General features: G+C 37.5%; 21 protein-coding genes. 4 read left to right on the forward strand and 17 right to left on the reverse strand.

Going from position 1 to position 26,843, the window contains the following annotated elements:
- Position 1: 1 nt before the first annotated feature.
- Together ACN1CN_RS11675 and ACN1CN_RS11680 are read right to left on the reverse strand one after the other, a co-directional pair.
- Positions 2 to 391: a response regulator gene (locus ACN1CN_RS11675; protein WP_419135794.1), complete on the reverse strand. Its 390-nt coding sequence runs from the start codon at positions 389 to 391 to the stop codon at positions 2 to 4.
- On the reverse strand, positions 381 to 1,805 hold the full coding sequence (locus ACN1CN_RS11680; RefSeq protein WP_419135795.1) for a sensor histidine kinase: 1,425 nt from the start codon (positions 1,803 to 1,805) through the stop codon (positions 381 to 383). Before ACN1CN_RS11680 ends, ACN1CN_RS11675 begins: the two co-directional genes overlap by 11 nt.
- Before the next feature lie 534 nt (positions 1,806 to 2,339).
- Here ACN1CN_RS11680 and ACN1CN_RS11685 point away from each other — a divergent pair.
- Positions 2,340 to 3,752, forward strand: coding sequence for an APC family permease (locus ACN1CN_RS11685; protein ID WP_264523027.1), 1,413 nt, complete (start codon positions 2,340 to 2,342; stop codon positions 3,750 to 3,752).
- Between the two features lie 198 nt (positions 3,753 to 3,950).
- Here ACN1CN_RS11685 and ACN1CN_RS11690 read toward each other — a convergent pair whose 3' ends face one another.
- The 5 genes from ACN1CN_RS11690 to dinB form a co-directional block, all read right to left on the reverse strand.
- On the reverse strand, positions 3,951 to 4,412 hold the full coding sequence (locus ACN1CN_RS11690; RefSeq protein WP_291285327.1) for a DUF1810 domain-containing protein: 462 nt from the start codon (positions 4,410 to 4,412) through the stop codon (positions 3,951 to 3,953).
- A 174-nt stretch (positions 4,413 to 4,586) separates the two neighbouring features.
- Positions 4,587 to 5,213, reverse strand: coding sequence for an alpha-ketoglutarate-dependent dioxygenase AlkB family protein (locus ACN1CN_RS11695; RefSeq protein WP_291285326.1), 627 nt, complete (start codon positions 5,211 to 5,213; stop codon positions 4,587 to 4,589).
- A gap of 48 nt (positions 5,214 to 5,261) precedes the next feature.
- A complete protein-coding gene (locus ACN1CN_RS11700) occupies positions 5,262 to 6,650 on the reverse strand; it encodes an exonuclease domain-containing protein (RefSeq protein WP_419135796.1) in 1,389 nt (462 codons plus the stop codon).
- 144 nt (positions 6,651 to 6,794) lie between these two features.
- Entirely contained in the window at positions 6,795 to 9,848 is a 3,054-nt protein-coding gene (locus tag ACN1CN_RS11705; protein ID WP_419135797.1) for a DNA polymerase III subunit alpha, read from the reverse strand.
- 3 nt (positions 9,849 to 9,851) lie between these two features.
- Positions 9,852 to 11,033 (reverse strand): DNA polymerase IV, encoded by a 1,182-nt coding sequence (dinB, locus tag ACN1CN_RS11710; RefSeq protein ID WP_264523032.1) that lies wholly within the window; start codon positions 11,031 to 11,033, stop codon positions 9,852 to 9,854.
- 85 nt (positions 11,034 to 11,118) lie between these two features.
- Here dinB and ACN1CN_RS11715 point away from each other — a divergent pair, with 85 nt between their 5' ends.
- Complete coding sequence (locus ACN1CN_RS11715) at positions 11,119 to 11,892, forward strand: XRE family transcriptional regulator (RefSeq protein WP_264523033.1); 774 nt, start codon at positions 11,119 to 11,121, stop codon at positions 11,890 to 11,892.
- A gap of 148 nt (positions 11,893 to 12,040) precedes the next feature.
- Here ACN1CN_RS11715 and ACN1CN_RS11720 read toward each other — a convergent pair whose 3' ends face one another.
- The 10 genes from ACN1CN_RS11720 to ACN1CN_RS11765 all read right to left on the reverse strand — a co-directional run bounded on the left by ACN1CN_RS11720 (position 12,041) and on the right by ACN1CN_RS11765 (position 24,641).
- On the reverse strand, positions 12,041 to 12,802 hold the full coding sequence (locus tag ACN1CN_RS11720; RefSeq protein ID WP_419135798.1) for a phosphatase PAP2 family protein: 762 nt from the start codon (positions 12,800 to 12,802) through the stop codon (positions 12,041 to 12,043).
- A 737-nt stretch (positions 12,803 to 13,539) separates the two neighbouring features.
- On the reverse strand, positions 13,540 to 15,261 hold the full coding sequence (locus tag ACN1CN_RS11725) for a cell wall metabolism sensor histidine kinase WalK (protein ID WP_264523035.1): 1,722 nt from the start codon (positions 15,259 to 15,261) through the stop codon (positions 13,540 to 13,542).
- A 90-nt stretch (positions 15,262 to 15,351) separates the two neighbouring features.
- The gene (locus ACN1CN_RS11730) at positions 15,352 to 16,473 is read right to left on the reverse strand and encodes a sensor protein KdpD (RefSeq protein ID WP_419135799.1); all 1,122 of its coding nucleotides are present in this window, start codon (positions 16,471 to 16,473) and stop codon (positions 15,352 to 15,354) included.
- A gap of 78 nt (positions 16,474 to 16,551) precedes the next feature.
- Positions 16,552 to 17,628 (reverse strand): porin, encoded by a 1,077-nt coding sequence (locus tag ACN1CN_RS11735; protein WP_419135801.1) that lies wholly within the window; start codon positions 17,626 to 17,628, stop codon positions 16,552 to 16,554.
- Between the two features lie 234 nt (positions 17,629 to 17,862).
- Positions 17,863 to 18,414, reverse strand: coding sequence for a K(+)-transporting ATPase subunit C (locus ACN1CN_RS11740; protein WP_419135802.1), 552 nt, complete (start codon positions 18,412 to 18,414; stop codon positions 17,863 to 17,865).
- 96 nt (positions 18,415 to 18,510) lie between these two features.
- Positions 18,511 to 20,544 (reverse strand): potassium-transporting ATPase subunit KdpB, encoded by a 2,034-nt coding sequence (gene kdpB / locus ACN1CN_RS11745; protein ID WP_419135803.1) that lies wholly within the window; start codon positions 20,542 to 20,544, stop codon positions 18,511 to 18,513.
- Positions 20,545 to 20,744: 200 nt separating this feature from the next.
- Positions 20,745 to 22,466 carry a potassium-transporting ATPase subunit KdpA gene (gene kdpA, locus ACN1CN_RS11750; protein ID WP_264523040.1) on the reverse strand — a complete coding sequence of 574 codons (1,722 nt, stop codon included), beginning with the start codon at positions 22,464 to 22,466 and terminating at the stop codon, positions 20,745 to 20,747.
- 93 nt (positions 22,467 to 22,559) lie between these two features.
- A complete protein-coding gene (kdpF, locus tag ACN1CN_RS11755) occupies positions 22,560 to 22,637 on the reverse strand; it encodes a K(+)-transporting ATPase subunit F (protein ID WP_073075461.1) in 78 nt (25 codons plus the stop codon).
- Positions 22,638 to 22,788: 151 nt separating this feature from the next.
- Complete coding sequence (locus tag ACN1CN_RS11760) at positions 22,789 to 23,070, reverse strand: DUF7674 family protein (RefSeq protein WP_419135805.1); 282 nt, start codon at positions 23,068 to 23,070, stop codon at positions 22,789 to 22,791.
- A gap of 227 nt (positions 23,071 to 23,297) precedes the next feature.
- Positions 23,298 to 24,641: a sigma-54-dependent transcriptional regulator gene (locus tag ACN1CN_RS11765; RefSeq protein WP_419135806.1), complete on the reverse strand. Its 1,344-nt coding sequence runs from the start codon at positions 24,639 to 24,641 to the stop codon at positions 23,298 to 23,300.
- 353 nt (positions 24,642 to 24,994) lie between these two features.
- Here ACN1CN_RS11765 and ACN1CN_RS11770 point away from each other — a divergent pair, with 353 nt between their 5' ends.
- Positions 24,995 to 25,996, forward strand: a complete 1,002-nt coding sequence (locus ACN1CN_RS11770) for an LLM class flavin-dependent oxidoreductase (RefSeq protein WP_419135807.1) — start codon at positions 24,995 to 24,997, stop codon at positions 25,994 to 25,996.
- 612 nt (positions 25,997 to 26,608) lie between these two features.
- The coding region (locus ACN1CN_RS11775; RefSeq protein ID WP_419135808.1) for a hypothetical protein at positions 26,609 to 26,843 on the forward strand (235 nt) is incomplete at its 3' end.

The following is a 26,843-nucleotide window of genomic DNA, read 5'->3' on the forward strand; positions in this document are numbered from 1 at the left end:
TTTAATAGTTAAACAGTAAGGCTTTAAATTCCTCTATAGGAAAAGGTTTGTTCAAAAAAGCATTTACATACTTGTTTTTATTAATTTTTGCAATTTCATCCAGATCTAAGGTCGAGGATAGTACAAAAATTCGAATCCCTTTTTTTACGTCTTTTTTTAGTTTACGGAATTCTTCCAAAAATTCGAAACCATTCATTATTGGCATTTGAATATCCAGTAAAATGATGAGTGGATGACTGTTTCTTTTAGCAGCAAGCCACTGAATTCCTTCCTTCCCATTGTTGGCGATAAAGACCTCGTCAATATCAAGCACTTTTTTTAGTAACTGTTTAATGACAAGCTGATCGATCAAATTGTCGTCGACGATTAGAAATTCGGGTTTAGTTTGCATGAGAATGTGGAATTGCTACAATAAATTTACTCCCGACCGTGTTTTCAGAGAAAACCGAAATAGTTCCTTTGATGTTTTCTAAAGCTTCTTTTGCAATGTAAAGACCTAATCCCGAACCTTTGTTTTTGTTTGTACCAAAATACATCTCAAAAATACTGTCTTTAAATTCGTCTTTAATGCCAATTCCGTTATCTGTTATTTCTATTTTATCATAGCCTTCATCTGTATAAGTTTTAATCGAAATAAACATTTCGGGCTTATTGACATCGGCATATTTGATGGCATTTGAAAGCAAATTCGAAATAATGATTCTTAAACGCAAGTCATCGCTTTGGATGATATCGACCAATAATTCCTTTTTAAAATTTATTTTGTTGGCATTTTCGATGTGCATCAATTGCAAAATAGATTCGTCAATTAATTCCTTTAAGCTCACAGGTTCGATTACAACCTGTTTTCGTTTGTTTTTAGAGTAATCTATAATGTCAATTATAAACTGATCCTGCTTGGTGAGACTTTTATGCATCAGTGTTAAATAGTCTCTGATTTGATCAATATCATCTTCAAGCTGCGTAATTTCGATCAGACCTTTTAAGGACGTTATAGGCGATCTCAGGTCATGAGAGGCACTATAAACAAAACGATCCAGCTCGTGATTGACAAGGAGCAGGTTTTCGTTTTTTTCTTCAATTTCTTTCTTGGAAATCAGTAAGCGTTTTACCATAATCGCGTAGTACGAACATACGCTTATCACGATAATCAGAATAAAAACAATATTGGTTATAATAAGAAGGCTCTTGATTTTTCGTGTTCCCTCTCCCAAAGTATTCAGGAAGTTACGTTCGTTAATAGTCAGTTTGTCGCTGATGATGCTAATTTCGTTTAGAAATTTTTGCTGACTGGCGGGAGTCAGACGATTTTGTTTTATCTCGGCATCTACCTGTTGACCCAGCGTGGCTAATTTGAATATTAATTCGTCACCCTGACCCCATTCGTGAATTGCTTTTGCCAAAAAGGATACATCTTTAAAGTTTACAAAGAGCCAGATAATATCGTCAAGGTCCTCTTCGTGATTTCGCCCTGTCAGAAATCCTTGTCGGGCAGTTTCGCTATCTCCTTCTTTTAAAAGAGCTCTTCTGGCGGTACCGTCCCCCTGAGGTACTTTTAATTCCTGGGAAAAGAGTTTCCATTGGTTGGGGTCTTTAGTAAAAAGGTACATAATGAGATATCGTGCCGCGTCTTTTTGCCCTTTTGAATAATGTGATTCCCCATTAACATAAGCCCTGTTGGCAGATAATATTTTGATTGTAAAAAAGTTGATGCAGATCAGTAAAGCGCAGGAAATAAATACAATTATCAAGGGAATGAAAACATTCGGGAAACGTGTATTTTTAAAAAACGGACTCTTAGACATAATTTTCAGATTTGGAGGTTCATGCTGCTTTTTCTTTATCTGGTAAGAGTACTTAATGATCGAACGTGTCTTTCTGAGAAAAAGCAGGTTACTGAGAGTTTTGTTTTTTAACGGTTTTGAAATAAACAATTGTTAATAAAAACTTAATTTCCTAAGATTGATTTGCGCCTTTATAAATTTAATAAAAAAACGATATAGTTTTACAAATGAGCTAGTTTTTCTTGTTAATTTTATTTTTCACGTTGTTTTTTTATATAATTTAATGTTATAGCGCATTTTATTTTTGTTTTTCGAATTTTGATCCATTAGGGGGTATTGTATGGTGCAAAACTTAACTTAGAAATGGGAAAATAACACAAATAAAAATATCCCAGAATGCATTATTGTTTTGTTTAACGATTCTTCATGTGATTTAAAAACGAGGTTCCGCTAGTCTATAAAACGATTTTTAGATTGTTGGAATTTGGAGTTTGGAATTTGGAATTTGATTTTTAAGAAAAAAGTATATCTTTAACCAACCAAAAAACTAAAATTATGCAAGAAAACGACCAGGAAGATTTTAAAAGAGAACTGGGATTATTAGACGGAACCATGCTTGTGGTAGGTTCTATGATTGGATCAGGAATATTTATCGTGAGCGCCGATATCACCAGACAAGTAGGCTCGGCAGGATGGCTAACATTAATTTGGCTCCTTTCAGGACTGATTACGGTAATAGCTGCTGTGAGTTACGGCGAGCTTAGCGCAATGTTTCCGAAAGCAGGAGGACAATATGTGTACCTAAAGGAAGCTTACAATAAACTAATTGCCTTTTTGTATGGCTGGAGTTTTTTTGCTGTAATCCAGACCGGAACGATTGCTGCGGTTGGAGTGGCTTTCTCCAAGTTTGCCGCTTATTTGTATGAGCCATTGAGCGATGAAAATATACTTTATGAACTGGGGGCTTTTAAGCTCAACGCTGCTCAGTTGGTTTCGATTTTTACAATTGTGGTGTTAACCCTGATTAATAGCCGCGGGGTGAAGAATGGAAAAATTCTGCAAACCGTTCTGACTATTATCAAAATTTTATCCTTACTTGGATTAATCGTTTTTGGATTAACATTAGGTGCAAAAGCTTCGATTTGGGATGCCAATTGGGGTGCTAATGCCTGGGCAACGCGTACCTATAATGCAGAAAGCGGCTCGTGGCTGCCTATTAGCGGAACAGCTTTGATTAGTGGAATTTCGGCCGCGATGGTGGGTTCGTTATTTTCTAGTGATGCCTGGAATGGGGTTACTTTTATTGCGGGTGAAATTAAAAACCCAAAGCGTAACGTAGGTTTCAGTTTGTTCTTAGGAACTTTTATTGTAACGATTATCTATGTTTTGACCAATTTAATGTATTTGGCGGTAGTTCCGTTAGACGAGATTGCTACAGCCAAATCAGACCGTGTAGCGGTAGTGGCTTCGCATTATATTTTTGGTAATATTGGTACGCTGATTATTGCGATCATGATTATGATTTCGACTTTTGCCTGCAACAACGGACTAATTATGGCTGGTGCAAGAGTATATTATACCATGGCAAAGGACGGCCTTTTCTTTAAAAAAGCAGCCGTTTTGAACGAATCAAGTGTTCCGGGCTGGGCTTTGTGGGCACAGTGTTTCTGGGCCTCTGCTTTGTGTCTGACAGGAAAGTATGGCGATTTATTAGATTTTGTAATTATCATTGTATTGATTTTTTACATTTTAACTATTTATGGAATTTTCATCTTGAGAAAAAAAATGCCGGAAGCCGAAAGACCCTATAGAGCCTTTGGATACCCATTTTTACCAATGCTGTACATTGTAATTGCAACTGCAATTTGTATTTCGCTGTTGCTTACCAAATTCTCAACCTGCGGATGGGGAGTTTTGATTATGTTAACGGGAATTCCGGTGTATTACTTGACGAAACCGAAAGAATAATATTAGAGTTACATAGGTTCAGAGAGGCAAAGGTTCAGAGAACTGTAAATTTGCCTGCAAAATATAAATGCCTTGTTTTTAGCAAGGCATTTTTTGTATACGGTTTGGAGGACTAAAAAAAAACACTACTAATCTGCAAAAGCAAAAGGAGTAGTGTTTCTTAAATGTAAATAATCTAAAAAAGCGGGCTTATGCAAACTAAGCCATTTCAGCTTCAACAGATGATTCTATAGTTGAATTAATAATAGACAATGTAAGAGGATCCGTTTCTCCTGAGAAAAAAGCATCTAAGATTTCCTGAAATACAGGATTTGTATTTTCGACTAAAGAGAAAAGAGTCATAGACGAACGTAATTTACGCGCGTTTAAATCACCTAAAATTCCATCGGCTGACTTTCTTTTAAAAGTTAAAAACAGCTCTGAAATTTCGATAAGATGTTTTCCTAAAATAGGGTGTTCTAAAAACTCGGTTGCTTCTTTTAGATCGTTAATGGCATAATAATTTGCAGTATCGCTCTTACCCAATCCTTTAATTTGAGGAAAAATGAACCACATCCAGTGTGTCTCCTTTTTTCCTTTTTTAATTTCAGAAAGGGCAGTAAGATAAAGTTTGTTTTGCGCATCTAAAAAACGCATTAAATCATTGTTTGAATAAGCCATTGTGGTAATGTATATGTAAAAAAAGGTTGCAAAAGTAGTAAAAAAGATAGGGTTTGCCTAATAAAAGGTTCATACACTGAGTATTTTAACTTTTAGAGGAGGAATTTTCTACACTATTTTACAGTAGAAATAACGCCCTTTGAGTTATTATATTTCAGGACAAGTTTTACAAAATCAACTTTTTCTGTTGGTTCTCCTAAAGGTGAGGTTGATCCTGGGTAAAACATCACGAGCAGTTTTGGGAACCTGATGTTGCCAAAAACTATTGGTCGTTCCGGACATTAATAGAAAAGAACCATGATGCAGCGGAATCTCTACTTGTGGAATCTCTTTTCGGAATTTATGACGCAATCGGAACATTCGGGTTTCGCCAAAAGTGACCGAAGCGATAATTGGGTTTGGTCCGGAGTTATGTTCTTTGTCGCTGTGCCAGGAAACACCATCATTGCCATCTCGATATAAATTAAGCAGCAGACTATTAAATTCGAGTTGGGTTTCTCTTTCGACACGGCCTCTAATTCTTAACAATTCATAAGTCCAGTCAGGACCATTTTGATCTGCTCCAACATTATCTTTGTCTTCGTACCAGGAAATCATTCGGGGAGCTGTAACAATTTTATCATACATTTCCATTTCATATTCTCTCCATTTCGTTTGACGAAGTAATTTTTCATAAAAACGATCAGATTCTTCTTTGCTGAAGAAGTTATCGATCAAAATAAGTTCTGCATCAGGCAGGTCAAATATTTTTTTTCCTTCCAAACCTGTGGCAAATAATTCGGTATCGCTAAATAGTGTCATAAGTCAATACTTTAGGGTTATAGCTCTATTTTAAAAATTAGGTTCGTTTTAGATCCTTGATTGTAGCAAATTTTTGTTGAAAAAAACTTTTCGGGGATTTTTCTCTGCGTAAGCAAAAATCAATTGCACAATGTATTGATTGCTTTTATAAGGCGTGGCATAATTTTTTACTTCTGAAGGATCTGTAATCGCAACATCCAACGGAATATATCCCATGCCATAAAAATGACCGTTTTCTATCCAGATGCAGCTGCGTTCGTGTGCTGTTCTTCCTTTTTCTATAATGGCAAAAGTGGGTCTGTTGCTTAATAAAAAATCAATAGCATTGTCGACTTGTTCATTGTGAAGGGAAACCTCCGGCAAGTCTTTTACATCATTATTCTGAAATGATTCTCCTTCTTCAGGTTTTGAATATTTGCAAAATCTATAATCAATTTCAAATCGTTCTGCTAAACCCCGCAGCATATTGGTTGCTTCGTGTAAACTGCTGAAATGCTCAATACACTGCTGAAATTTATTGAGTTTCCCGATAGCCAGATATTTATATCCGTTGCGGGCTTCATATTCGTACAATCCAAATTTTGGTTCAAATCGTTTTAAAGCCCTGTTGTAAGTTGGCCAAAGATGCTTGATTTCGGTGCATTCTAACAGCAGCGCCATTAACTCGTTGCCACAAACTTCATAGGAAATGGAATAAATATTGCGTAAGAAATGTTGTCTTTGCGGATTAATTTTGTGACCGCTAAAATGAGAGGCAACACGTTTTTTTATATTAACCGCCTTTCCCACGTAGATTACTTTTTTTACCTCATTATAAAAATAATAGACACCCGGTTTTTCGGGCAATTGATTAAAATCTTCTGGCGGAAGGTTAGGAGGTAAACGCTGATCTTGTGCCGTGTTTTTGATCATTTGTTCTATATAACCTTCCTCATCCCATTCGAGTAATCGCGAAAACAATATAGCGGTAGCATCTGCATCTCCGCCGGCACGATGCTGGTTTTCTAAAGGGATGTCGAGCGAATGGCAAAGCTTTCCTAAACTATAGGAGGGAAAACCCGGTCTGATTTTTCGGGCTGCGCGAACGGTACATAACTTTCTGGCGGTCCATTTAAGACCGGCTTGTTCAAGTTCATGACGAACAAACGAATAATCAAAATTGACATTATGAGCCACAAAGATTCGATCGGTAAGCATCTCTAATACTTTATCTGAAATGTCATCGAAGATTGGCGCATTAGCTACCATTTCGTTATTAATTCCCGTTAAGGCAAAAATAGCAAGTGGTATTTCCTTCTGTGGGTTTACAAGTGTTTCAAAGCGGTCTGTTACTTTTTCGCCATCGTGAATGACAATGGCAATTTCTGTAATGCAGCTGCCACTGGCATTCCCGCCTGTGGTTTCAATATCGACTATGGCATATTCTTGCTTTTTCATCTCATTTATATAACGTCAAACTTAATTTAATGTTTAAAACTTTAACACATAGGGACATAGTCGGCAAGTGAAACGCCTTTGTTATTATTTTGAAACTATGTTTTTCTATGTGTTTAAAAAATTGTGCTCAACTGGTTATGTGTTTTAAAATTTCATTCGGTGCCGGGGCAAATTAATCTCATGTCCTTGAGGATAAGGGGCCCGATGTGTTGGACTAACATCTTCCTTAATTTGGCGTTGTGTTTTAAACTGATCTTTAGCATCCATATAACGCGGATCCGGAATAAAAGGCATTTTGGCCATCTTGGTTATGGTAATTGTTGGAAAATGATAATCGACTTCGACATTGCCTAACAAAAGATAGCAGCCGCCACCCTGAAAAGGATAGTTGGTCAGGCTGTCCGGAAAATGGGCAGTGTCAAAATAAGTACCTTCATGATCGATCCAGGTGCCAAAATACATCGTTCCTTTTTTGGTAGGAACTTGTTTTCTTGAAATGAGATAAGCGAGCATGCGAACTTGTTTTTTATGATGGCTTACTAAATCTTTGGCCATAATATCGCCGCGGTATTTGGTTTGTAAAAGATCAAAAACAGTGCAGGATACAGGAAAACTTAATAGCTCAATTTCATCAAAAGCATCTTCATATAAAGAACGTTCCAGAGTAGGAAGCTTGTATTCCTTTACCGGTTCCTGCATCAGCCTCAGGTTTCTGTTTTCGGGTTTGAAATTATTAAGAAGTAAACTTGCGACAACCAAAAGCTGATTTTTGGTTTTTCCGGTAAAACGAAAAGCATCTATAAAAATTAGAATTTTCATGCTTTCAATGCCAATAGGGATTCTGTTGATAAAATCCTCTAAAGAAAGAAAAGCACCGTTTTTCTCCCGATCCGACTCAATTAAATGCGCTGTTTTAGATTCAAGGCTCTTCAAATGCATAAAGCCAAGATAAATGTCTGTGCCATACAAAGTAGTCTGATATTCGCTTTTATTCACACACGGGTTGTGAATGCTGCCACCTGACATACGTGCTTCGTGCACATAAACTTCGGTTCTGTAAAATCCGCCCTGATTATTGATTACTGCGGTCATAAACTCTACAGGATAATACACTTTCAGGAACAAACTCTGATAACTTTCTACGGCATAAGAAGCCGAATGGGCTTTACAAAAAGAGTATCCCGCAAAAGATTCAATCTGACGGTAAATTTCCTGACTCAGCATTTCGGGATGTCCTTTCTGGGCACAACAGGCAAAAAAGTTATCTTTTACTTTTTGTAAGGCTTCCAGAGACCTTCCTTTTCCAGACATGGCACGACGCAGAATATCGCCGTCAGCAGCGGGAAGACCGCCATAGTGCTGAGCGATTTTGATCACATCTTCCTGATAGACCATAATGCCGTAAGTTTCGCCAAGCTGTTCCTTAAAAACGTCATGAAAATATTGAAACTGATTTGGGTTATTATGACGAAAAATATACTCTTTCATCATTCCGGATTGTGCTACACCGGGACGGATGATAGAGGAAGCCGCTACCAGAATTTTATAATTGTCACAATTCAACCGGCGTAATAAACCGCGCATGGCAGGACTTTCGATATAAAAGCAGCCAATAGTGCGACCCTGAGCCAAATAAACGTTGCATAAAGCTTCGTCTTTAGAAATTGAAGTATTGCGGATGTCCACTTTTATACCACGGTTTTTTTCGATCAGTTTTACGCTGTCGTCAATATGTCCAATACCACGCTGACTTAAAATATCGAATTTCTCAAAACCAATCTCTTCGGCAATGTGCATGTCAAAAAGCACGATAGGAAAGCCTTTTGGAGGCATTTCCAAGGGAGTATAATTCGTAATAGGTTCTTCAGAAATCAGAATACCACAGGCATGCATACTGCGGTGATTGGGGTATTTTTCGAGCATCATGCCATATTGCTGTACCAATTTTACAATCGAATTGGTTTCGTGCAACGCCATTGGATTTTTGGCCAGCATATCGAGTTCTTCTTTCGGAAGACCAAATACTTTTCCAACTTCTCTAAAAATCGACCGGTATTTGAATTCGACATTGGTGCCACAGAAAGCGACACGATCACGACCGTATTTATCGAAGATATATTCTAAAATGATGTTGCGTTCTTTCCAGCTCCAGTCAATATCAAAATCGGGAGGCGTTTTGCGGTTGAGGTTTAAAAAACGTTCAAAGTATAAATCCAGTTCGATAGGGCAGATGTCTGTAATTCCGAGACAATAGGCAATAATACTGTTGGCACCACTGCCCCGGCCAATATGCATAAAACCTTGACTGTTGCTGTATTGTACAATATCCCAGGTGATAAGAAAATAACCGCTGAATTCTAATTCATCAATAACTTTCAGCTCTTTTTCGACACGTTTTTTGGCTTCCAGATTTTCGTCTTCATAACGGTTTTTGAATCCTTCCCAAGCCAAATCGGTCAGTTTTTCTAAATCTTCCTGGCGGCTTTTGGTGTAGAATTTTTTGTTTTTTGGAACTCCAAAATCATATTCAAAATTACAGGAATCGATTATTTGCTGAGTGTTGGCTATAATTTCAGGATAATTCTCATAGTAAGGCAACAGCGCTTCTAAAGGCTGTATTGTTTCAGAATTTTTGCAATAATCAGATTCCGTTAACTTCGATAAAAGAGTATTGGTATCAATCGCCCGCAGAATTTTATGTAGGTTAAACTCTCTTTTGTTTGTAAAAGTTATCGGTTGAAGAATGACCATTTTAGCAATTCGGCTTTTAAATTCAGCCGTAAAAAGTTTAGAAACTTCATCTGTTCGAATCCCGATAAATTCATTTTCGCGAAGGGTTACCGGAGCATTTTCCAGCGTATAAATCACAAAGACCGATTTGAATTCGGGTGCAATCAAAGGCAAAGGTGCTCCGCTGAAATTGTGATCGGTTAAGAAGCGGTTCATTTCGCCTAAACCTTCCGTATTTTGAGCCAAACCAATATATCGGAATTGATGATGGTATCGAAATTCTATCCCAACTAAAGGTTTAATTTCTTTTTGCTGACAGGCTTTTATAAAATCATAAATTCCGGTTATCGTATTAATATCTGTAAGTGCCATAGCTTTTACACCACAAGAAGCGGCATGCCCGACCAAATCCTTAAGCGGAATTGTGCCGTAGCGAAGCGAGTGGAAGGAATGGCAGTTGAGATACATGATTTATTTGATACGTTTTAAAATTTCGTCCTTAGTATTGGGTTTAAAATGAGCTCCTGCACAACGCATTACGGCATCAAAACCATAACGGCTTTTCATTTTGTCCATAGCGGCGTAGAGCGATAACATTTCCTGGGTGTCTTCAAAAAGATCAATTTGATAAGTTCCGCGTACGAGTCCGCTAAAGCGAATGCCAATCAGGCGAAGTCGCATTCGGCGCTGGTAAACTTTTTCAAAGAGTTCTGTCACATTTTTGGTCAGAATGTGGTCTGCTGAGGTATAGGCAATTTTAGATTGTTTGGTTTCGGTATCAAAATTGGCGTAGCGTATTTTAACCGTAACCGTTGAGGTGAGCCATTGTTCAGCCCGAAGCTGGAAAGCCAGTTTTTCGACCATTCCTAAAAGTATTCTTCTCAGTTTTGCAATGTCGATTGTATCCTGAGAAAAAGTAGTTTCGGTAGATATTGATTTTCTTTCCGTGTAAGGTTCTACGGGAGTGTGGTCAATTCCGTGGGCTTTTTTCCAGAGCTCGAGACCATTTTTACCAATCATCTGTTGTAAAACTTCGGCAGGCATTTCGGCTAGTGTTTGAATTTTACGAATGCCAATTCTGGACAAAAGCTGAAAAGTAACCGCCCCAACCATTGGAATTTTCTGAATGGATAAAGGATTTAAAAAGTCCTGTACCCCTTGTTCCGGAATTTCAAGATTTCCTACTGGTTTGCCTTCTCCGGTGGCTATTTTAGAAACGGTTTTATTAATAGACAATGAAAAACTAATGGGTAATCCGGTTTCTTTAATTACAGATTGTGCCAGTTCGTTGGTCCATTTATAACTTCCGTGAAATTTATCCATTCCGGTAATGTCGAGATAAAACTCATCGATACTGGCTTTTTCTAAAACAGGCGCTTTATCCTGAAGAATTTGTGTAACATCATGCGATAATTGCGAATACAATTCCATATCGCCTTTCATGACTTTTGCGTCCGGACAAAGTTTTAATGCCATACGGATCGGCATAGCAGAACGGACACCAAATTTACGGGCTTCATACGAACAAGAGGCCACAACACCACGGTCTCCGCCGCCTATAATAAGCGGGATTCCGTTGAGTTCAGAGTTGGTGCGTCTTTCACAGGATACAAAAAAGGTATCCAGATCCATATGTACAATTGCCCTTGCCATTTTCTTGTTTTTGTAGTAAACAAAATTAGTACAGATGATAACATTTTTTTGTATATTTGTTGTTCCAAATTATAACAAATTAATTATGTCCCTATTTTCAGATAACATCAGAGCATTGAGGGTTAAGCATAAAATATCGCAGGAGAAATTAGCTGAGAACCTAAAGATTACCCGAGGAAGATATGTTAAATACGAGGACGGAACCTCTGAGGCGCCGTACGATATCTTGAAACAAATTGCCTTATATTTTCATACTAGTATTGATTTACTATTGTCTGTCGATATACGAAAGATTGATATCGAAAATTTGATAAAACTGGAAGGCAACCGACTCATTCTGCCCATACAGGTAGACCGTTTTGGGGAGAATTATATCGAAATTGTATCCCAAAGAGCAAAAGCAGGTTATCTAAACGGATATGCCGATCCGGAATATATCGAAAGTTTACAGCAAGTTTCGCTTCCGTTTTTGGGACCGGGTAAACATCGCGGATTTCCTGTTGAAGGCGATTCGATGCCGCCACATGAAGACGGATCTATTATTATTGGCCGTTATGTAGAAAGGCTGGGAGAGGTGATGGACGGTAAGACGTATATCCTGATTACCAAAAATGAAGGAATGGTTTACAAACGTCTGAACAAAAACAAAAAGAACACTTTGGTTTTAGAATCTGATAATCGTTTTTATCCAAATTATGAAGTGAAAGCCTCTGATATCTTAGAAATCTGGGAATACGAATGTAATATTGGAAGAAGTGATAAACGCCATGAACAGACAGAATCTCAAAGTATGAAAGACTTACTTCTGGAGGTAAAAAGAGAGGTAATGGAGATAAAGAATAATACTTCGAATACGTAAAAGTTTTTTTGCCACAGATGGCACAGGTTATTTTTTTTCCGCCACAACCCGAGCGATAGCGAACGGACGAAGTAATTCACGAATTATTTTAAATTAGAATTCGTGAATTTGTGGCAAAAGACAATCCCTTTAATCTGTGATAAAAAAACTAAAAAACCTTCACAAACCCCAATCCGTATTGTTTGCCATTATAAAAAGGCATTACCATAGAAGTTGATTTGTTTTCGGAAGATGATTTAAATAGTTTTTTGGTAATATAGGGATTGATCCAGTAGGCAATTTTAGTACTCAAAATCCCGATTCCGGCTCCGGCAGCAACATCCGTTAACCAATGACGGTTGTTGTAAATTCTGAAAAGTCCGGTTCCGGTTGCTACGGCATAACCGGCAATTCCGTACCAAATTGATTTGTCTTTGTATTCCTGCCATAAAAACTCCGCTCCGGCAAAAGCAGTCGCGGTATGCCCTGAAGGAAAAGAGTTGTTCGAACTTCCATCAGGTCTTTCTACATGTGAAATCGATTTTAAACCCAAAACAGTTGAAGCCATAATAACGTATGAAGTTACAAAAATGACAGACCGATCCCGTATAGTATTCTTTCCTTTCACACCAAAAGCATTCAGCGCATAAACCGAAGCAGCCGGCGCATATTGAGAGAAATCATCAATAGTGATTTTGTTGTCAATGTCTTCGGTAACTTCTTTCTTAATTTGCGAATTGAAACTCAGTAACTGATCACTTTCAAGTCCAATTACTCCGTAGCCAATTAATACCCCCGGAATGATTAGTTGTTTGTAGTTGAATTTTAATTGTCGTGAAGTACTGTCAATTTTTGTAATAGAATCATTTTGCTGTGCATTGGCACCCAAAAAACCAAATAAAAATACCAGAGAAATCGCTTTGTAAAACATCTTCGTTATTGTTAAAAGTTGCAATAATAACGTATGTCTGACCTAAGTATTTTTGGTTTAATTGAACCTTAAGCGAATATTAACCCGGTGGCTTTAAAATAGAGAATTGAATTAAGATTGGCTAAATATTATATAATTCCGTAGGAATGGTTTATAATTGTAGCGACGGATTTTTAATCCGTCGAAAATTGGTGTGCATTTTAAAGAGTTCCATCGGAACGATTCATATTTTAATTTTTATGATAACGGGACCGGATTGAAATCTGGCCGACAAAACAGGTCGAGCCTATGGCTCTTTGATTTGCGGGTTTCCTTGATTGACCGGATTGAAATCCGGCCCTATAAATATGTACGAACCTATGGTTCTTTTGTATTGTGGGATTTCTTACCAATCGGATTAAAATCCGGCTTTAAAATAGAGAATTGAGTTAAGATTGGCTAAATATTATATAATTCCGTAGGAATGGTTTATAATTGTAGCGACGGATTTTAATCCGTCGAAAATTGATGTGTATTTAAAGAGTTCCATCGGAACGATTCATGTTTTAATTTTTATTATAACGGGATCGGATTAAAATCCGGCCGACAAAATAGGTCGAGCCTATGGCTCTTTGATTCGCGGGTTTACTTGATTGACCGGATTAAAATCCGGTCCTATAAATATGTACGAACCTATGGTTCTTTTGTATTGGAAATTTTTTGATCCGATTGCTCTTTTTCTTCGAAAAATAAAATATCTAAACCTTCAACGAAAACCAAAACGTACTTCCTAATCCCAAATTACTCTCAACACCAATAGTTCCGTTTTGAGCTTCGATAAATTCTTTGCTGATGGCGAGCCCCAATCCGGTTCCTGATTTCTGGCTTCCCGGAATTTGAAAATATTTATCGAAGACTTTGTCTTTATAGCGGGCATCAATTCCTTTTCCGGTATCGATAACCTCAAATGTAATTTGATCGTTTTCTTCTTTTAACCGGATGGTAATTGTACTTTTTTCAGACGAATAGGTAATCGCATTCGACAAATAATTAATCAAAACCCATCCTGTTTTTTCACTGTCGGCTTTTACATCTTGCAGGTGTTCATTGGCTTCAACAATGAGTTTGATTTGTTTTTGTTCGGCCTGAATTTTTACGGCTTCGGTGGCATAATTTACAATCGAATAAGGATTGCTTTTCTCAATGTTTAACTGAATATTTCCGGTTTCTAATTGTGATAAATTAAGCAATTCGCCTGTAATCTTCAATAAGCGCTGACTGTCTTCTTTAATGCTTTCGACAAGTTGTTTCTGATCGTCGTTCATTTCGCCTGTTTTATTGTTTTGAAGCAATTGAAGGCTTAGTTTTATAGAAGCAATGGGTGTTTTTAATTCGTGCGAAACGGTTGCGATAAAATTAGTCTTTGCAAAATCGAGTTCTTTAAACAAGGTAATATTTCGCAGGATGATTACGTCACCAATATTAATTTCCTTTTCTTCGCCCGTTGGAGTTATGGTGATGTTGATGGTTTCTTTATCAAAATAACTTTCTTTCCCGTGAGCAAAAATTTTCATTGGGTGTTTCTTCTGAGAATCGGCAGCCGGTTCTTTGAGAATCAAAGAGCGAATTAAATCATTGGAGACAGCCAAAGCTGAAGCCGATTGACCAATAACATCTTCGAGTTTCATTCCGATGATTTTGAGGGCTTCATCATTCACAAACAAAATCACGCCTTCCTGGTCTAATCCAATAATAGGATCGTGCATGTTATTAATCAGGGTTTCCAGTCGTTTTTTCTCGAAGAATAATTTGTACAAATTACTATTGTTGTATTCCTGTAGTTTTTGCGCCATGGTATTAAAGGATTTTGCCAGATCACCGTATTCGTTGTGATTGGTAAAATGTACCCGTTCAGAATAATTTTTATTGGCAATTTCCTTAATACTCTGCGTTAATTCCTTAATTGGATTGGCAATATTATTGGGTAAATTAACGAGTAGGTTAAAGGCGATTAAAAAGCAGAGCGTTCCCACAATGGCAATCCATAAATTGGCATTTTCGGCGGTATGTCTGGCAATATCACTTTTTTGCTTGATGGCATCCAGATTGAGTTTCATAATCGAAAAAATATCCTGCCTGATTTGTGCTTTCACGGTTTCATTAGAACCATTTTTTTCTAAAAGCGCAAAGTCATTTTCTAGTTTGGCAGTGGCTTCTTTCTCTCCGGGTTCTGTAACGTTTCGGGTTTGTTTTTCAAGATATTCCTTAAAAGTATGAATCGTACTATCAGTATTCACTTTGATTTCGTCCAGAGATAAAATCATATTTCTGGAATATTCCAGCGTATTGTAATTCGCTTTCAGAATATTCTCGGTATCTGCTTTGATTAAAAAAACAGCATATCCGCTCACTAACGAGAGTATAATAATCATTAAAAATAACAACCCGACTCCCAGATTCAATTTGGTTTTAATTCTCATTTTTTGCTTTTTCTAGTAAAAAAGTTAGTTGTGAAATGTAAAATGTATTTCGCAAAAACATCTCACATTTTACATAAAACATTTCACATTTTACGATAATATAACAAGATCAACATTTGATAAAGACAGACTATTCAATAGACGTCTGAAAATTGTTGTAGACAAAATTACTTTAAATAAATTTAAATGCGGTTTCCCAATACATACAGTTGTAATGTGCTTTTCTTCGACCGTCATTAAAATGGCGTCGGCAATATTTTTGTTCTCTGTTTTAATCACTTCGGCACCCAGTTGAACAGCCAGTTTAAAATTATTAATCAAATGCCGTTGTTTGTCCAATGCAATTTTGGTACTGCTTTCTTTGGGAGTTTCTACATACAAAACATACCAGGATCCATTATAATAACTTGCCAAACGTGCCGCTTTTCTGATTACAATTTTTGCTGTTTTGTCGTTGCTGCTAATACAGGCCAGTAATTTTTCGTGTCTTAAAGCATGCAACTGGGGTACTTCGTTTTCTACTTTTCGAACTACCTGACTGGCTACTTCTTTCAAAGCCAATTCACGCAATTGTAAAATTTGTTCCGATTTGAAAAAATTAGACAAAGCGGTCTGAATCTTATCTGCCGTATAAATTTTTCCTTCTTTTAAACGTGCAATCAAATCTTCAGAGGTCAAATCGATATTTACAACTTCATCGGCCAGTCGCAAAACATTATCAGGAATACGTTCCTGAATATCAATACTTGTGATGCGTTTAACGTCTTCATTTAAACTTTCAATATGCTGAATATTCACTGCCGATATCACATTGATTCCGGCTTCCAGAATTTCCAGAACATCCTGCCAGCGTTTTTCGTTTTTGCTTCCTTCAACGTTGGTGTGCGCGAGTTCATCAACAATGACAACTTCGGGTCTAAGGTTGATTATCGCCTGTACGTCGAGTTCTTCGAGCTCTTTCCCTTTATAGAAAATGGTTCGCCGTGGAATCACAGGCAAACCAGATAAAAGCTCATGCGTTTCTTTTCGCATGTGCGTTTCGATGTAACCAATTTTTACATCAATTCCGTTTTTTAATAACGAATGTGCTTCCTGCAGCATCCGGTAGGTTTTACCCACACCGGCACTCATCCCAATGTAGATTTTAAACTTTCCCTTTCGTGATTTCTGAATTAAATCGAGAAAGTGCTGTGCATTATTTTCTTTTTCCATATTTTTTGCTTTAAGCGATAAGCTTTAGGCTTTAAGCAGTAAGACAAAAGCCTACTGCTTAAAGCTTATAGCCTAAGGCTAAAAAGAAATCGCCAGCGAAGTCGTTACAAATGTATTTGTACTCGTTGGAAGATTGTTTTTTGTAAATATTTCATCTTTACTGGAAAGATTTCTTGCTTCTAATCTAAACATTACATTATCCGTGACTAAGTAATCAAAGTTAGCTGAAAATCCGTAAGTTTTAAAACCATTTGGAGTTTGGGTTGCTATAATTACTCCTTTTTCATCACTATAATATTCGCCGCGGGCTGTAAGCTGAATTTTATCAGTTGGTTTGTATTGCAAAATCAAAATCGGAGAAAACCAGGCATCATATTTAGTACTGTTTTTAGCCGATTGTTGTGTTCCAACATCAAAACCAGCAGTAATGTTTGTTTTATCGGTTACTTTAAATTGTCCGTAAAAATTATTAAAATAGCGCCATTTTTTGTCAATATCCGGTTGCTCGTTTCCAACATAAGTGCTCCAGTTCAGTACCACTTTGTCTGATGGTTTGTAAGTAACCTGAGTTCCAAAAGCAGGAGTTTGGTTGCCTTCTACTTTTTGGATACGTTGCCAGCCATTCAAATACATTGCGGCTACATACCATGCTCCGGATTCAGAAGTATAACCAATTTTAACTCCCGTTTCGTAATAAGGAGAATTTTCAGCCAGAATACTTCGGGTCAGATTTTGACAATCTTTTCCAATCGCGCTTTCAAAACCAAGATGCGATGGCATAATTCCCGCATCAACCCATAAATTATGAGAAGAAGAAATCTTCACTCCCACATTTGCTTCATATACATTTTTTAATAAACCCTGCTCGGCAGCCAAGTTGTACTCGGCGTAAGTTCCGGCCATCAGCGCAAAATTTCCGCGAACATTGCCTTTGCTGTAGTTCACTTTTGCCAATCCTAAATTGATATTCATTTCATTACTTTTATTGTAGTTGTAAATAAATCCCGGGCGGGTATGATTGTCCGGTTTTCCGAAATCATAGCTGTAATAAACGTCTACGTATCCTGAAAATGTAAACGGACTTTTTGATTCTTCCTGAGCATGTAAGTTGCTATAACCAAAAGCGATTAAAGCGGTAAGTATAATTTTTTTCATTTTGTGGTATTCAATTATTTATTTAGTAGATTTTTTAAGAGCTAATCCCGCTATCCGTTTCAATCTTTTGTGTCCGCCGCGGCGGACACAAAAGGATTTCCACTACTATCGGGGCTAGATTATTTGGGCAAAAAGGGGGTTTGTATTATAATTGGCTCTATAGCTTAACAGGTTTCCAAAACCTGTTAGAAGAAAAAAAACTTAGTGCCTTAGCATCTCAGTACCTCAGAGCCTCTATTTCAATTGATCAAGGGCAATATTCAGTTCCAGTACATTAACTGTTTCCGGACCTACAACAGCAGTGTTGATTTTAGATTCTACCAAAGTTTTTACTTTAGCCTCGTCTAATTTTCTTTCTTTGGCAATTCGTTTCACTTGAATCAAAGCACCTTGTGGTGAAATATTCGGATCTAAACCGCTTCCTGAAGCTGTAACCATATCTGCGGGAATCTCTGCTTTTTTCAAATACGGATGAACGATTAAAAACGTATCAACTCTTTTTTGAACCAAAGCCAGGTATTCGGCATTACTTGGTCCTTTGTTGCTTCCGGCACTTCCGGCAGCATTATAATCTACAGCCGAAGGTCGTCCCCAGAAGTAATTGGACTTATCGAATTTCTGACCAATTTTTTGGTATCCTACTACTTTTCCGTTAACCGAAATCGTTTCTCCTTTTCCTTGATTAGGAGCAAATTGTGCAATTCCATAGATTGCAAGAGGATAAATAACTGCAAACAGAATTACGGTTAGCAGCGTAAGCTTGAATAGTGAAAATATATTTTTCATTTTATTTTTATTTTTGAGGTTCTGAGCTGCTAAGTTTCTAAGGTGCTAAGGAAAAAACTTAGAACCTTAGCAACTTAGTTTCTTAGTAACTTTTATTTACATGAAGAGAGCAACAACTAAATCAATTAACTTAATCCCGACAAAAGGCACAAGCAATCCGCCTAAACCATAAATCAACAGGTTTCTTTTTAAGATCGCACTTGCTCCGATTGGTTTGTAATCGACACCTCTTAACGCCAGAGGAATTAGTATCGGAATAATTACCGCATTAAAAATTACGGCCGATAAAATGGCGCTTTCCGGGCTGTGCAGACGCATGATGTTTAAACCTTCCAAAGCTGGAATTGCTGTGATGAAAAGGGCAGGAACGATCGCAAAATACTTCGCTACGTCATTGGCAATGGAGAAAGTAGTCAGCGTACCACGAGTCATTAATAACTGTTTTCCAATTTCGATGATCTCAATTAACTTCGTTGGATCATTGTCAAGGTCAACCATGTTTCCGGCTTCTTTGGCTGCCTGCGTTCCGCTGTTCATGGCAACACCCACGTTGGCTTGCGCAAGGGCAGGAGCGTCATTGGTTCCGTCACCCATCATCGCAACTAGTTTACCCAGATTTTGCTCGTTTTTAATGTAGTTCATTTTATCCTCAGGCTTCGCTTCGGCAATAAAATCATCCACACCGGCAGCTTCAGCGATAAACTTCGCCGTAAGCGGATTGTCTCCGGTCACCATTACCGTTTTAACTCCCATTTTTCTCAAACGGTCAAAACGTTCTTTCATTCCCGTTTTAATAATATCCTGTAATTCGATAACCCCCTGAACCTGATTGTCTTTAATAACCACCAGCGGTGTTCCACCTTTAGACGAAATATCAATTACCTTTTGAGCAATATCTTCAGGGAAAGAGTTTCCGGCTTGAAGTGCAATGTTTTTTGCGGCATCCTGAGCTCCTTTTCTAATATTGGTACCGTCTTTTAAAACAACTCCGGAAGTCCTGGTTTCTGCGGTAAACTTAATTAAAGTAGCACCTTCAATAGATAATTTATCGGCAAGTTCGGCTCCAGCCAATTCCACGATACTTTTTCCTTCCGGAGTGTCATCTGCCAATGAACTTAGCACGGCAGATTTTATAAAATCTTCTTCTGAAACACCTTTAGCAGGATAAAAATTCGTTGCTTTTCTGTTTCCAATTGTGATGGTTCCGGTTTTATCCAAAAGTAAAACGTCAATATCTCCGGCAGTTTCAACTGCTTTTCCAGATTTTGTAATAACATTGGCACGTAAAGCTCTGTCCATTCCCGCGATTCCAATTGCAGAAAGTAAACCTCCAATGGTAGTTGGAATTAAACAAACAAACAAAGCGATGAAAGCCGCAATCGTGATGGGTGCATTTGCATAGTCGGCAAACGGTTTTAGCGTAACGCACACAATCACGAAGATTAAAGTAAATGCGGCTAATAAAATGGTTAATGCAATTTCGTTTGGTGTTTTCTGACGGCTTGCACCTTCTACCAAAGCAATCATTTTGTCCAAAAAGCTTTCGCCTGGTTCCGACGTTACAATTACTTTTATTTTGTCTGACAATACTTTTGTACCACCGGTTACAGATGATTTATCACCACCGGCTTCCCGAATTACAGGAGCACTTTCTCCTGTAATGGCACTTTCGTCTATAGTAGCCAATCCTTCGATAATTTCACCATCAGTAGCAATTAAATCACCTGCTTCGCAAATGAAGATGTCTCCTTTTTTCAATTCAGAAGAGCTGATGTTTTTGATTTCTCCGTTAGATAAAATCTGTCTGGCCGGAGTTTCTTCCCTTGTTTTTCTTAAACTGTCGGCCTGTGCTTTTCCTCTGGCTTCGGCAATGGCTTCGGCAAAATTGGCAAACAAAAGTGTGGCCAGTAAGATTAAAAATACAATTAGGTTGTAAATAAAACTACCCTGATCCTGAGCTCCCATTAAGATGGAAACACAAACAGCAAACATAATGGCAGTTCCTATTTCTACGGTAAACATTACCGGATTTTTGATCATCATTTTTGGATTAAGCTTTACAAAAGATTGCACTAAAGCTTCTTTTACCTGCTTACTTTCAAACAATGATGTGGATTTATTATGAGTCATTTTTCTTTATATTATTTATTAGTTGACTGTTTCTTTTAACACATAGAAACATAGATTCTTTCTTTTGAGATTAAGGACGTTTTACTTTCATACATTCACATAGCTATGTGAAAAAATGAGTTTTCTTTAATTTTCTTTTGAATTCATTTTATCTATGTTTCTATGTGTTTAAAAAACATCGTTTAGCATTGAGAAACGAATTATTTTAGTGTGAAATATTCCGCTAAAGGTCCAAGTGCCAACGCCGGGAAGAATGATAAAGCAGCGATAATTGCGATTACGGCAAAAACCATTATTCCAAAGATTGTAGTATCCGTTTTTAAAGTTCCTGCACTTTCCGGGATGTATTTTTTACCTGCCAGTAAACCTGCGATAGCCAATGGTCCAACGATTGGAATAAAACGGCTTAACAATAAAACAATTCCTGTAGTGATATTCCAGAACGGATTGTTATCTCCCAAACCTTCAAAACCTGAACCATTGTTGGCAGCACTTGAAGTATATTCGTATAACATTTCTGAGAATCCGTGATGTCCCGGATTGTTGAGCCAGCCTGTTGCGTTTCCGCTAAACCACCATCCCATTGCAGTATCATTTGCTGCAAAATAAGAGGCTAAAGCTGTTCCTGATAATATTAATAAAGGGTGAAGAATGGCGATGAAAGCAGCAATCTTAACTTCCCGGGCTTCAATTTTCTTTCCTAAAAATTCAGGAGTCCGTCCTACCATTAATCCGGAAATAAATACCGCCAGAATAATGAAGACATAAAAGTTCAGAATACCAACACCGCAACCGCCATAAAAGGCATTCACCATCATGGCAAGTAACTCCATTGCTCCTGATACCGGCATCGAACTGTCGTGCATACTGTTTACAGAACCTGTAGAGATTACGGTCGTGGCAATACTCCAGAAACCTGAAATAGCTGGCCCTAAACGAACCTCTTTTCCTTCCATTGCTCCGGTTGTCTGAGCGATTCCCATTTTTTCGATAGCAGGATTTCCGTTGATTTCACTCATTACTGTTGGGATAACCAGTAACAGGAATCCAACCGTCATAACACCAAAAATGACATAAGATAATTTTCTTTTTTTCAAATAAAAACCTAAAGCAAAAATCATGGCAAACGGAACAATTAATTGTGCCCATAACTCCACCGCATTACTAAAATAGGTTGGATTTTCCAACGGATGCGCTGAATTGGCTCCAAAAAAACCACCACCGTTGGTACCGATATGTTTAATGGCAATAAAAGCTGCGGCAGGTCCGCGGGAAACTTCTACGTGATCACCTTGTAAAGTTGTAATCGCGTCTTTTCCTTCAAACGTCATAGGAGTTCCGCTAAACAATAGAGCAACTGCTACAATAGCCGAAAGTGGCAATAAAATACGCGTACAACTTTTGATAAAATAATTGTAAAAGTTACCCAGTTTTTCGGTTGTTCTTTCCTTCATTGCAGTGAAAACCATCGCAGCTGCGGCCAGTCCTACACCGGCAGAAACAAATTGAAGGAACATCAGGAACATTTGTGACAGATAAGAAACACCGCTTTCGCCCGAATAATGCTGTAAATTACAATTCACAACAAATGAAATGGCAGTATTAAAAGCCAGATCCGGACTCATTGACGGGTTGTTATCGGGATTTAAAAACAGCGATCCCTGGAACAATAAAATGAAAAAGCAAAGAAAGAACCAAATCATATTAATACCTAAAAGTGCTTTTAAGTGTTGCTTCCAGTTCATTTCTTCAGTGGAATTGATACCGCTGATTTTAAAGATAAGTTTTTCAATTGGATTGAAAATCGGGTCAAAAAGTGTTTTATCACCTAAATAAACTTTAGCAACATATTTTCCTAAGGGAATGGCTAAAACTATCGTGAGGATAAAAATACCAATGACGCCTAATAATTCTGTATTCATAATTTTTTTTAATTTTAGTGAAATGTCAGATGTGATTTGTAAAAGGAGATCGATGCATAACATCCAACATCTCACTTATAACTTGTAACATCATTAAAATTTTTCGGGTTTAATTAATACATAAACCAAATAGCCGAAAACGGCAATCGAAACAATAAATAGTGCAGTCATGATTTATATTTTTTCAAAAAATTCAACTGATTTAAAACAGATTGCAAAGAGTAGGGCGCCCAATGCGAGTAAAAGAAATGTGATTAACATAGATTATAGATTATTAGATTGTTGGATTATTATATTGGAGACAGTCAATCGATCAGGCACTTTATACGCCTGAGGTATTAACTTGTCGGATATATTCTGCTTTAAGCGTTTGTGGAAAAAGATGTGAGATATTACAGTGACGTATTTCCATAAAAGAAGAAACCGAAAAAACATACACATTCGAAATGGCGTTTTTAGTTTCGATACTTCCGTTGATGAATAGGCGCTCAGCAAGTGCCAGGCATTTTTTTGCGCGAACAATATTGCCGGATATTATTGATTTTTTAGTTATCTCAGCAAAGCGATCAGCTTGTTTGTAGATTGAAGTGACTTGATTTTTCATGAGAATGAATTTTTGTGTTCTCCCCACTTATGCCAAAAGTTAGACCTAAATTATGAAATAACAGCTAAGGTGCTGCTGGTAAATGAATTATGCTTTTGTGCCAAAAATCAGGCATAAAAAAAGCCTATCATAATGATAAGCTTTTATTGAAATGATAAGGTGGTGATTTGGTATTTGTAAAATGTAGTGTGAAATGAAATTGTATTCGCAATTAACATCTCACATTACTACTGAATCCCATACTCGTCTAATTTTCTATACAGAGTTGCAATCCCGATTTCGAGTAAGCGTGCCGTTTCGGCCTTATTGCCTTTTGAATAATTTAAAACCTTCTGTATGTGCAGTTTTTCAACACTCTGCATGGAAAAAGCCGACATCTGCTTGGTGTTTTTTTCTTTTTCATGTTGCATTTCGTACGGTAAAACATCTGAAGTCAGCGTATCGTTACTACTTAAAATAACCGATCTTTCGATAATGTTTTTAAGCTCACGGATATTTCCCGGCCACGAATAATGTTCTAATTTTTGAATGAAATCATCGGCTACGTGCAATGTTTTTTTATTGGTTTTCTCAGAAAACTGCTTGACAAAAGAGTGTGTCAAAAGTGCAATGTCTTTTACTCTTTCGCGTAATGGCGGCAGTGTAATCTCAAAAATATTGAGTCGGAAATACAAATCAGAACGAAAACGGTGTTCTTCACTTTCTATTTTTAAATCTCGGTTTGTTGCGGCAATCAACCTGAAATTTGATTTTTTTGGAGTAGTATCACCAAGCGGAATGTATTCGCTGGTTTCTAAAACGCGCAACAATTTAGCCTGTAGTTCAATGGGCATTTCTCCAATCTCATCCAGAAATAAAGTACCGCCATTGGCTTCTTCGATAAAACCTTTTTTATCTTTTAAAGCTCCGGTAAAAGCACCTTGTTTATGTCCGAAGAGTTCACTTTCGAGGATTTCTTTGCTGAACGTACTGCAGTTTAAGGCTACAAAAGATTTACCGACACGGTTACTGTTTTCGTGAATGGCTTGTGCAAAAACCTCTTTTCCGGTCCCGGTTTCGCCTGTCAGTAAAACAGTCGAATCGGTTTTGGCTACTTTTTTAGCTAAATCAACAACCTGCTCGATGCCTTTCGATTTTCCAATAATTGTATTAAAAGAATATTTGTCGCCAATGCGTTTTTCGAGTTGTTTTACCTTTTTTTGCAAATGTACTTTCTCGACAGCTTTGTAGAGCAGCGGAATGATTTTATCATTGTCGTCGCCTTTTACAATATAATCGAAAGCACCATTTTTCATGGCCTGAACACCGTCCGGAATATTTCCGAAAGCCGTTAGTAAAATGACTTCAATCAAAGGGAAACTTGCTTTTATATGCTGCAGAAAGTCAACACCATTTCCGTCGGGTAATTTTACATCACATAAAACGACGTCAATATCGGTTTGTTCGAGCTTCTTAAAACCGGATTTTAAATCTTTGGCTTCAATCACTTCAAATCCTTCCGATTTAATAATGCGTGCCAACAAACTTCTTAGTTTTTCTTCGTCGTCTATAATTAAAATTTTATGTGTCATTTGGGGATATAGTTAAAGCGGGGAGTTAATTTCGAAATACAAATTTAGTCTTTAAATCTTTTGACTCACGGATTGCGGGATAAATTTGAAGAAAAAAAGGAGGGATGAATTCAGGTTTAAAAAGTAAAGCTTCCTGTTTTTTCTGAAATTGCTCCAGCGGAGTAAAATGTTTCTGGTAAATGTAATTTTCAGGTATCAAAAAGCTCCAGAGGAGCGAATGTTCTAACAGATTACTGAAAATAGTATTCACTAGTGTTCGGTTTTTACGAAAGAAATATTATAAATCTATTAACATTAGAAAACAAAAGGCATCTGTATAAATGAGTTAATTTTGTATCCTAGCATTTTTTTATATGAAAAACCCAATTTCAGTCTCATTATTAGAGCTCGCTATCATCACTCAGGATAGCAATGCCAAAGAAACATTTCAAAAAACAAAAGACATAGCGCAATTAGCAGATAATTTAGGATACAAGCGATTTTGGCTTGCAGAACACCACAATATGGCGCATGTTGCCAGTTCTGCTACAGTTGTCTTGATTGGTTATATTGCGAGTCAGACTCAAAACATTCGGGTAGGTTCCGGCGGAATCATGTTGCCCAATCATTCTCCTTTAATAGTAGCAGAGCAATTCGGAACTTTAGAAACACTCTATCCGGGTAGAATTGATTTAGGTTTAGGAAGAGCCCCCGGAACAGATCAGCCAACAGCCGAAGCCATTCGAAAGGACTTTTTTGAACAGGCGCAGCGGTTTCCGCAAAATGTAACAAAGCTTCAGGATTACTTCTCGACCGAAAATGCAACAGCAAAAGTAAGAGCATTTCCGGCCGAAGGAACAAATGTTCCTATCTGGATTTTAGGTTCAAGTATGGACAGTGCTGCTCTTGCTGCGGCCTATGGATTGCCCTATGCATTCGCCGGACATTTTGCTCCGCGACAAATGATACAGGCATTTGAGTTTTATCGCGAAAATTTTCAGCCGTCAGCTACTTTAGATAAGCCAAGAACCATGGCGTGTGTCAATATTGTTGCGGCAGATACAAACGAAGAAGCCGAAAGGTTATCTACGAGTTTGTATCAGATGTTTTTAAATTTAATTCGAAACGATCGTAAAGGTTTGCAGCCTCCTGTAGATTCTCTCGATGCTATCATGAGCGAAGAAGAGCGCTTTCATGTCAACCAGATGACCGCCTGTACTTTTACCGGAGATAAGGAACAGCTGGCAACAGATCTTAAAAAGTTTATCAATTATGCTCAAATCGATGAGTTGATGGTGACCAGTCCAATATTCGATCATCAGGCCAAACTGAAAAGTATCCATATTACAAAAGAAGTTATCGATAGTTTAAATTAAACACCTACCTTATATATAGTACCAACCCGACAGGTTTTCAAAACCTGTCGGGTTTATTTTTTTGCTGCCTTATATATAGGAGTACTTTTTGTCCGGCCGGACGAAAACATAATAAGAGCTGTTTTGTCCGGCTGAGCGAAGTCGAAGCCATCAAGTTTGGAATTTGAAATTTGAAATTTGAGATTTGGAATTTGGAATTTGAAGTTTTTTAGAAGCTTCGTCCCGCTATGCGTTTCAATCTTTTGCTTTTTAAAGGAAAAAGCAAAAGGATTTCCACTTCTATCGGGGCTAGGGGGTAGGTTTTCAAAAGAAAATAACTCCAAAAACAAAACACAGCACCCTTTTAAACCCGACAGGTTTCCAAAACCTGTCGGGTTTGTTGTATATGCCACTTAAAACTTCAACAGAACTAAAAAACTTTCCACTCTAAAAGTGCTTATATCAGTTACTTGAAAAAAACATCAAAAATACTTCACTAAAAAGCTTGTGAAAGCGAATAAAGTGTCTACTTTTGCACCCGCAACAGCGACAGACGTTCACCGAAATACTGGCAAGAAAGAGAATTAAAACGAAAAGAAATTTTCAAATAAAAATTCAAAAAAGCTTGCGAGAATGGAAAACGGATATTACATTTGCACCCCGCAAAACACGGGAAGCTCATTGAAAGATTGGAAGGAGAAAGAAGAAAAAAGGAAAGTAAATTTTCTAAAAAAAAACTTCAAAAAACTCTTGCCATTTAGAAATAAGTTTTCTACTTTTGCACCCGCTTTGAAATACAAGCCAAACACAAGAAGACACGTTCGTAGACATATTGAATTGACAGCCGTTTTAACAGAGATGTTAAAAC

Origin of the sequence: Flavobacterium sp. T12S277 (assembly GCF_048514875.1) — a bacterium.
GTDB lineage: Bacteria > Bacteroidota > Bacteroidia > Flavobacteriales > Flavobacteriaceae > Flavobacterium.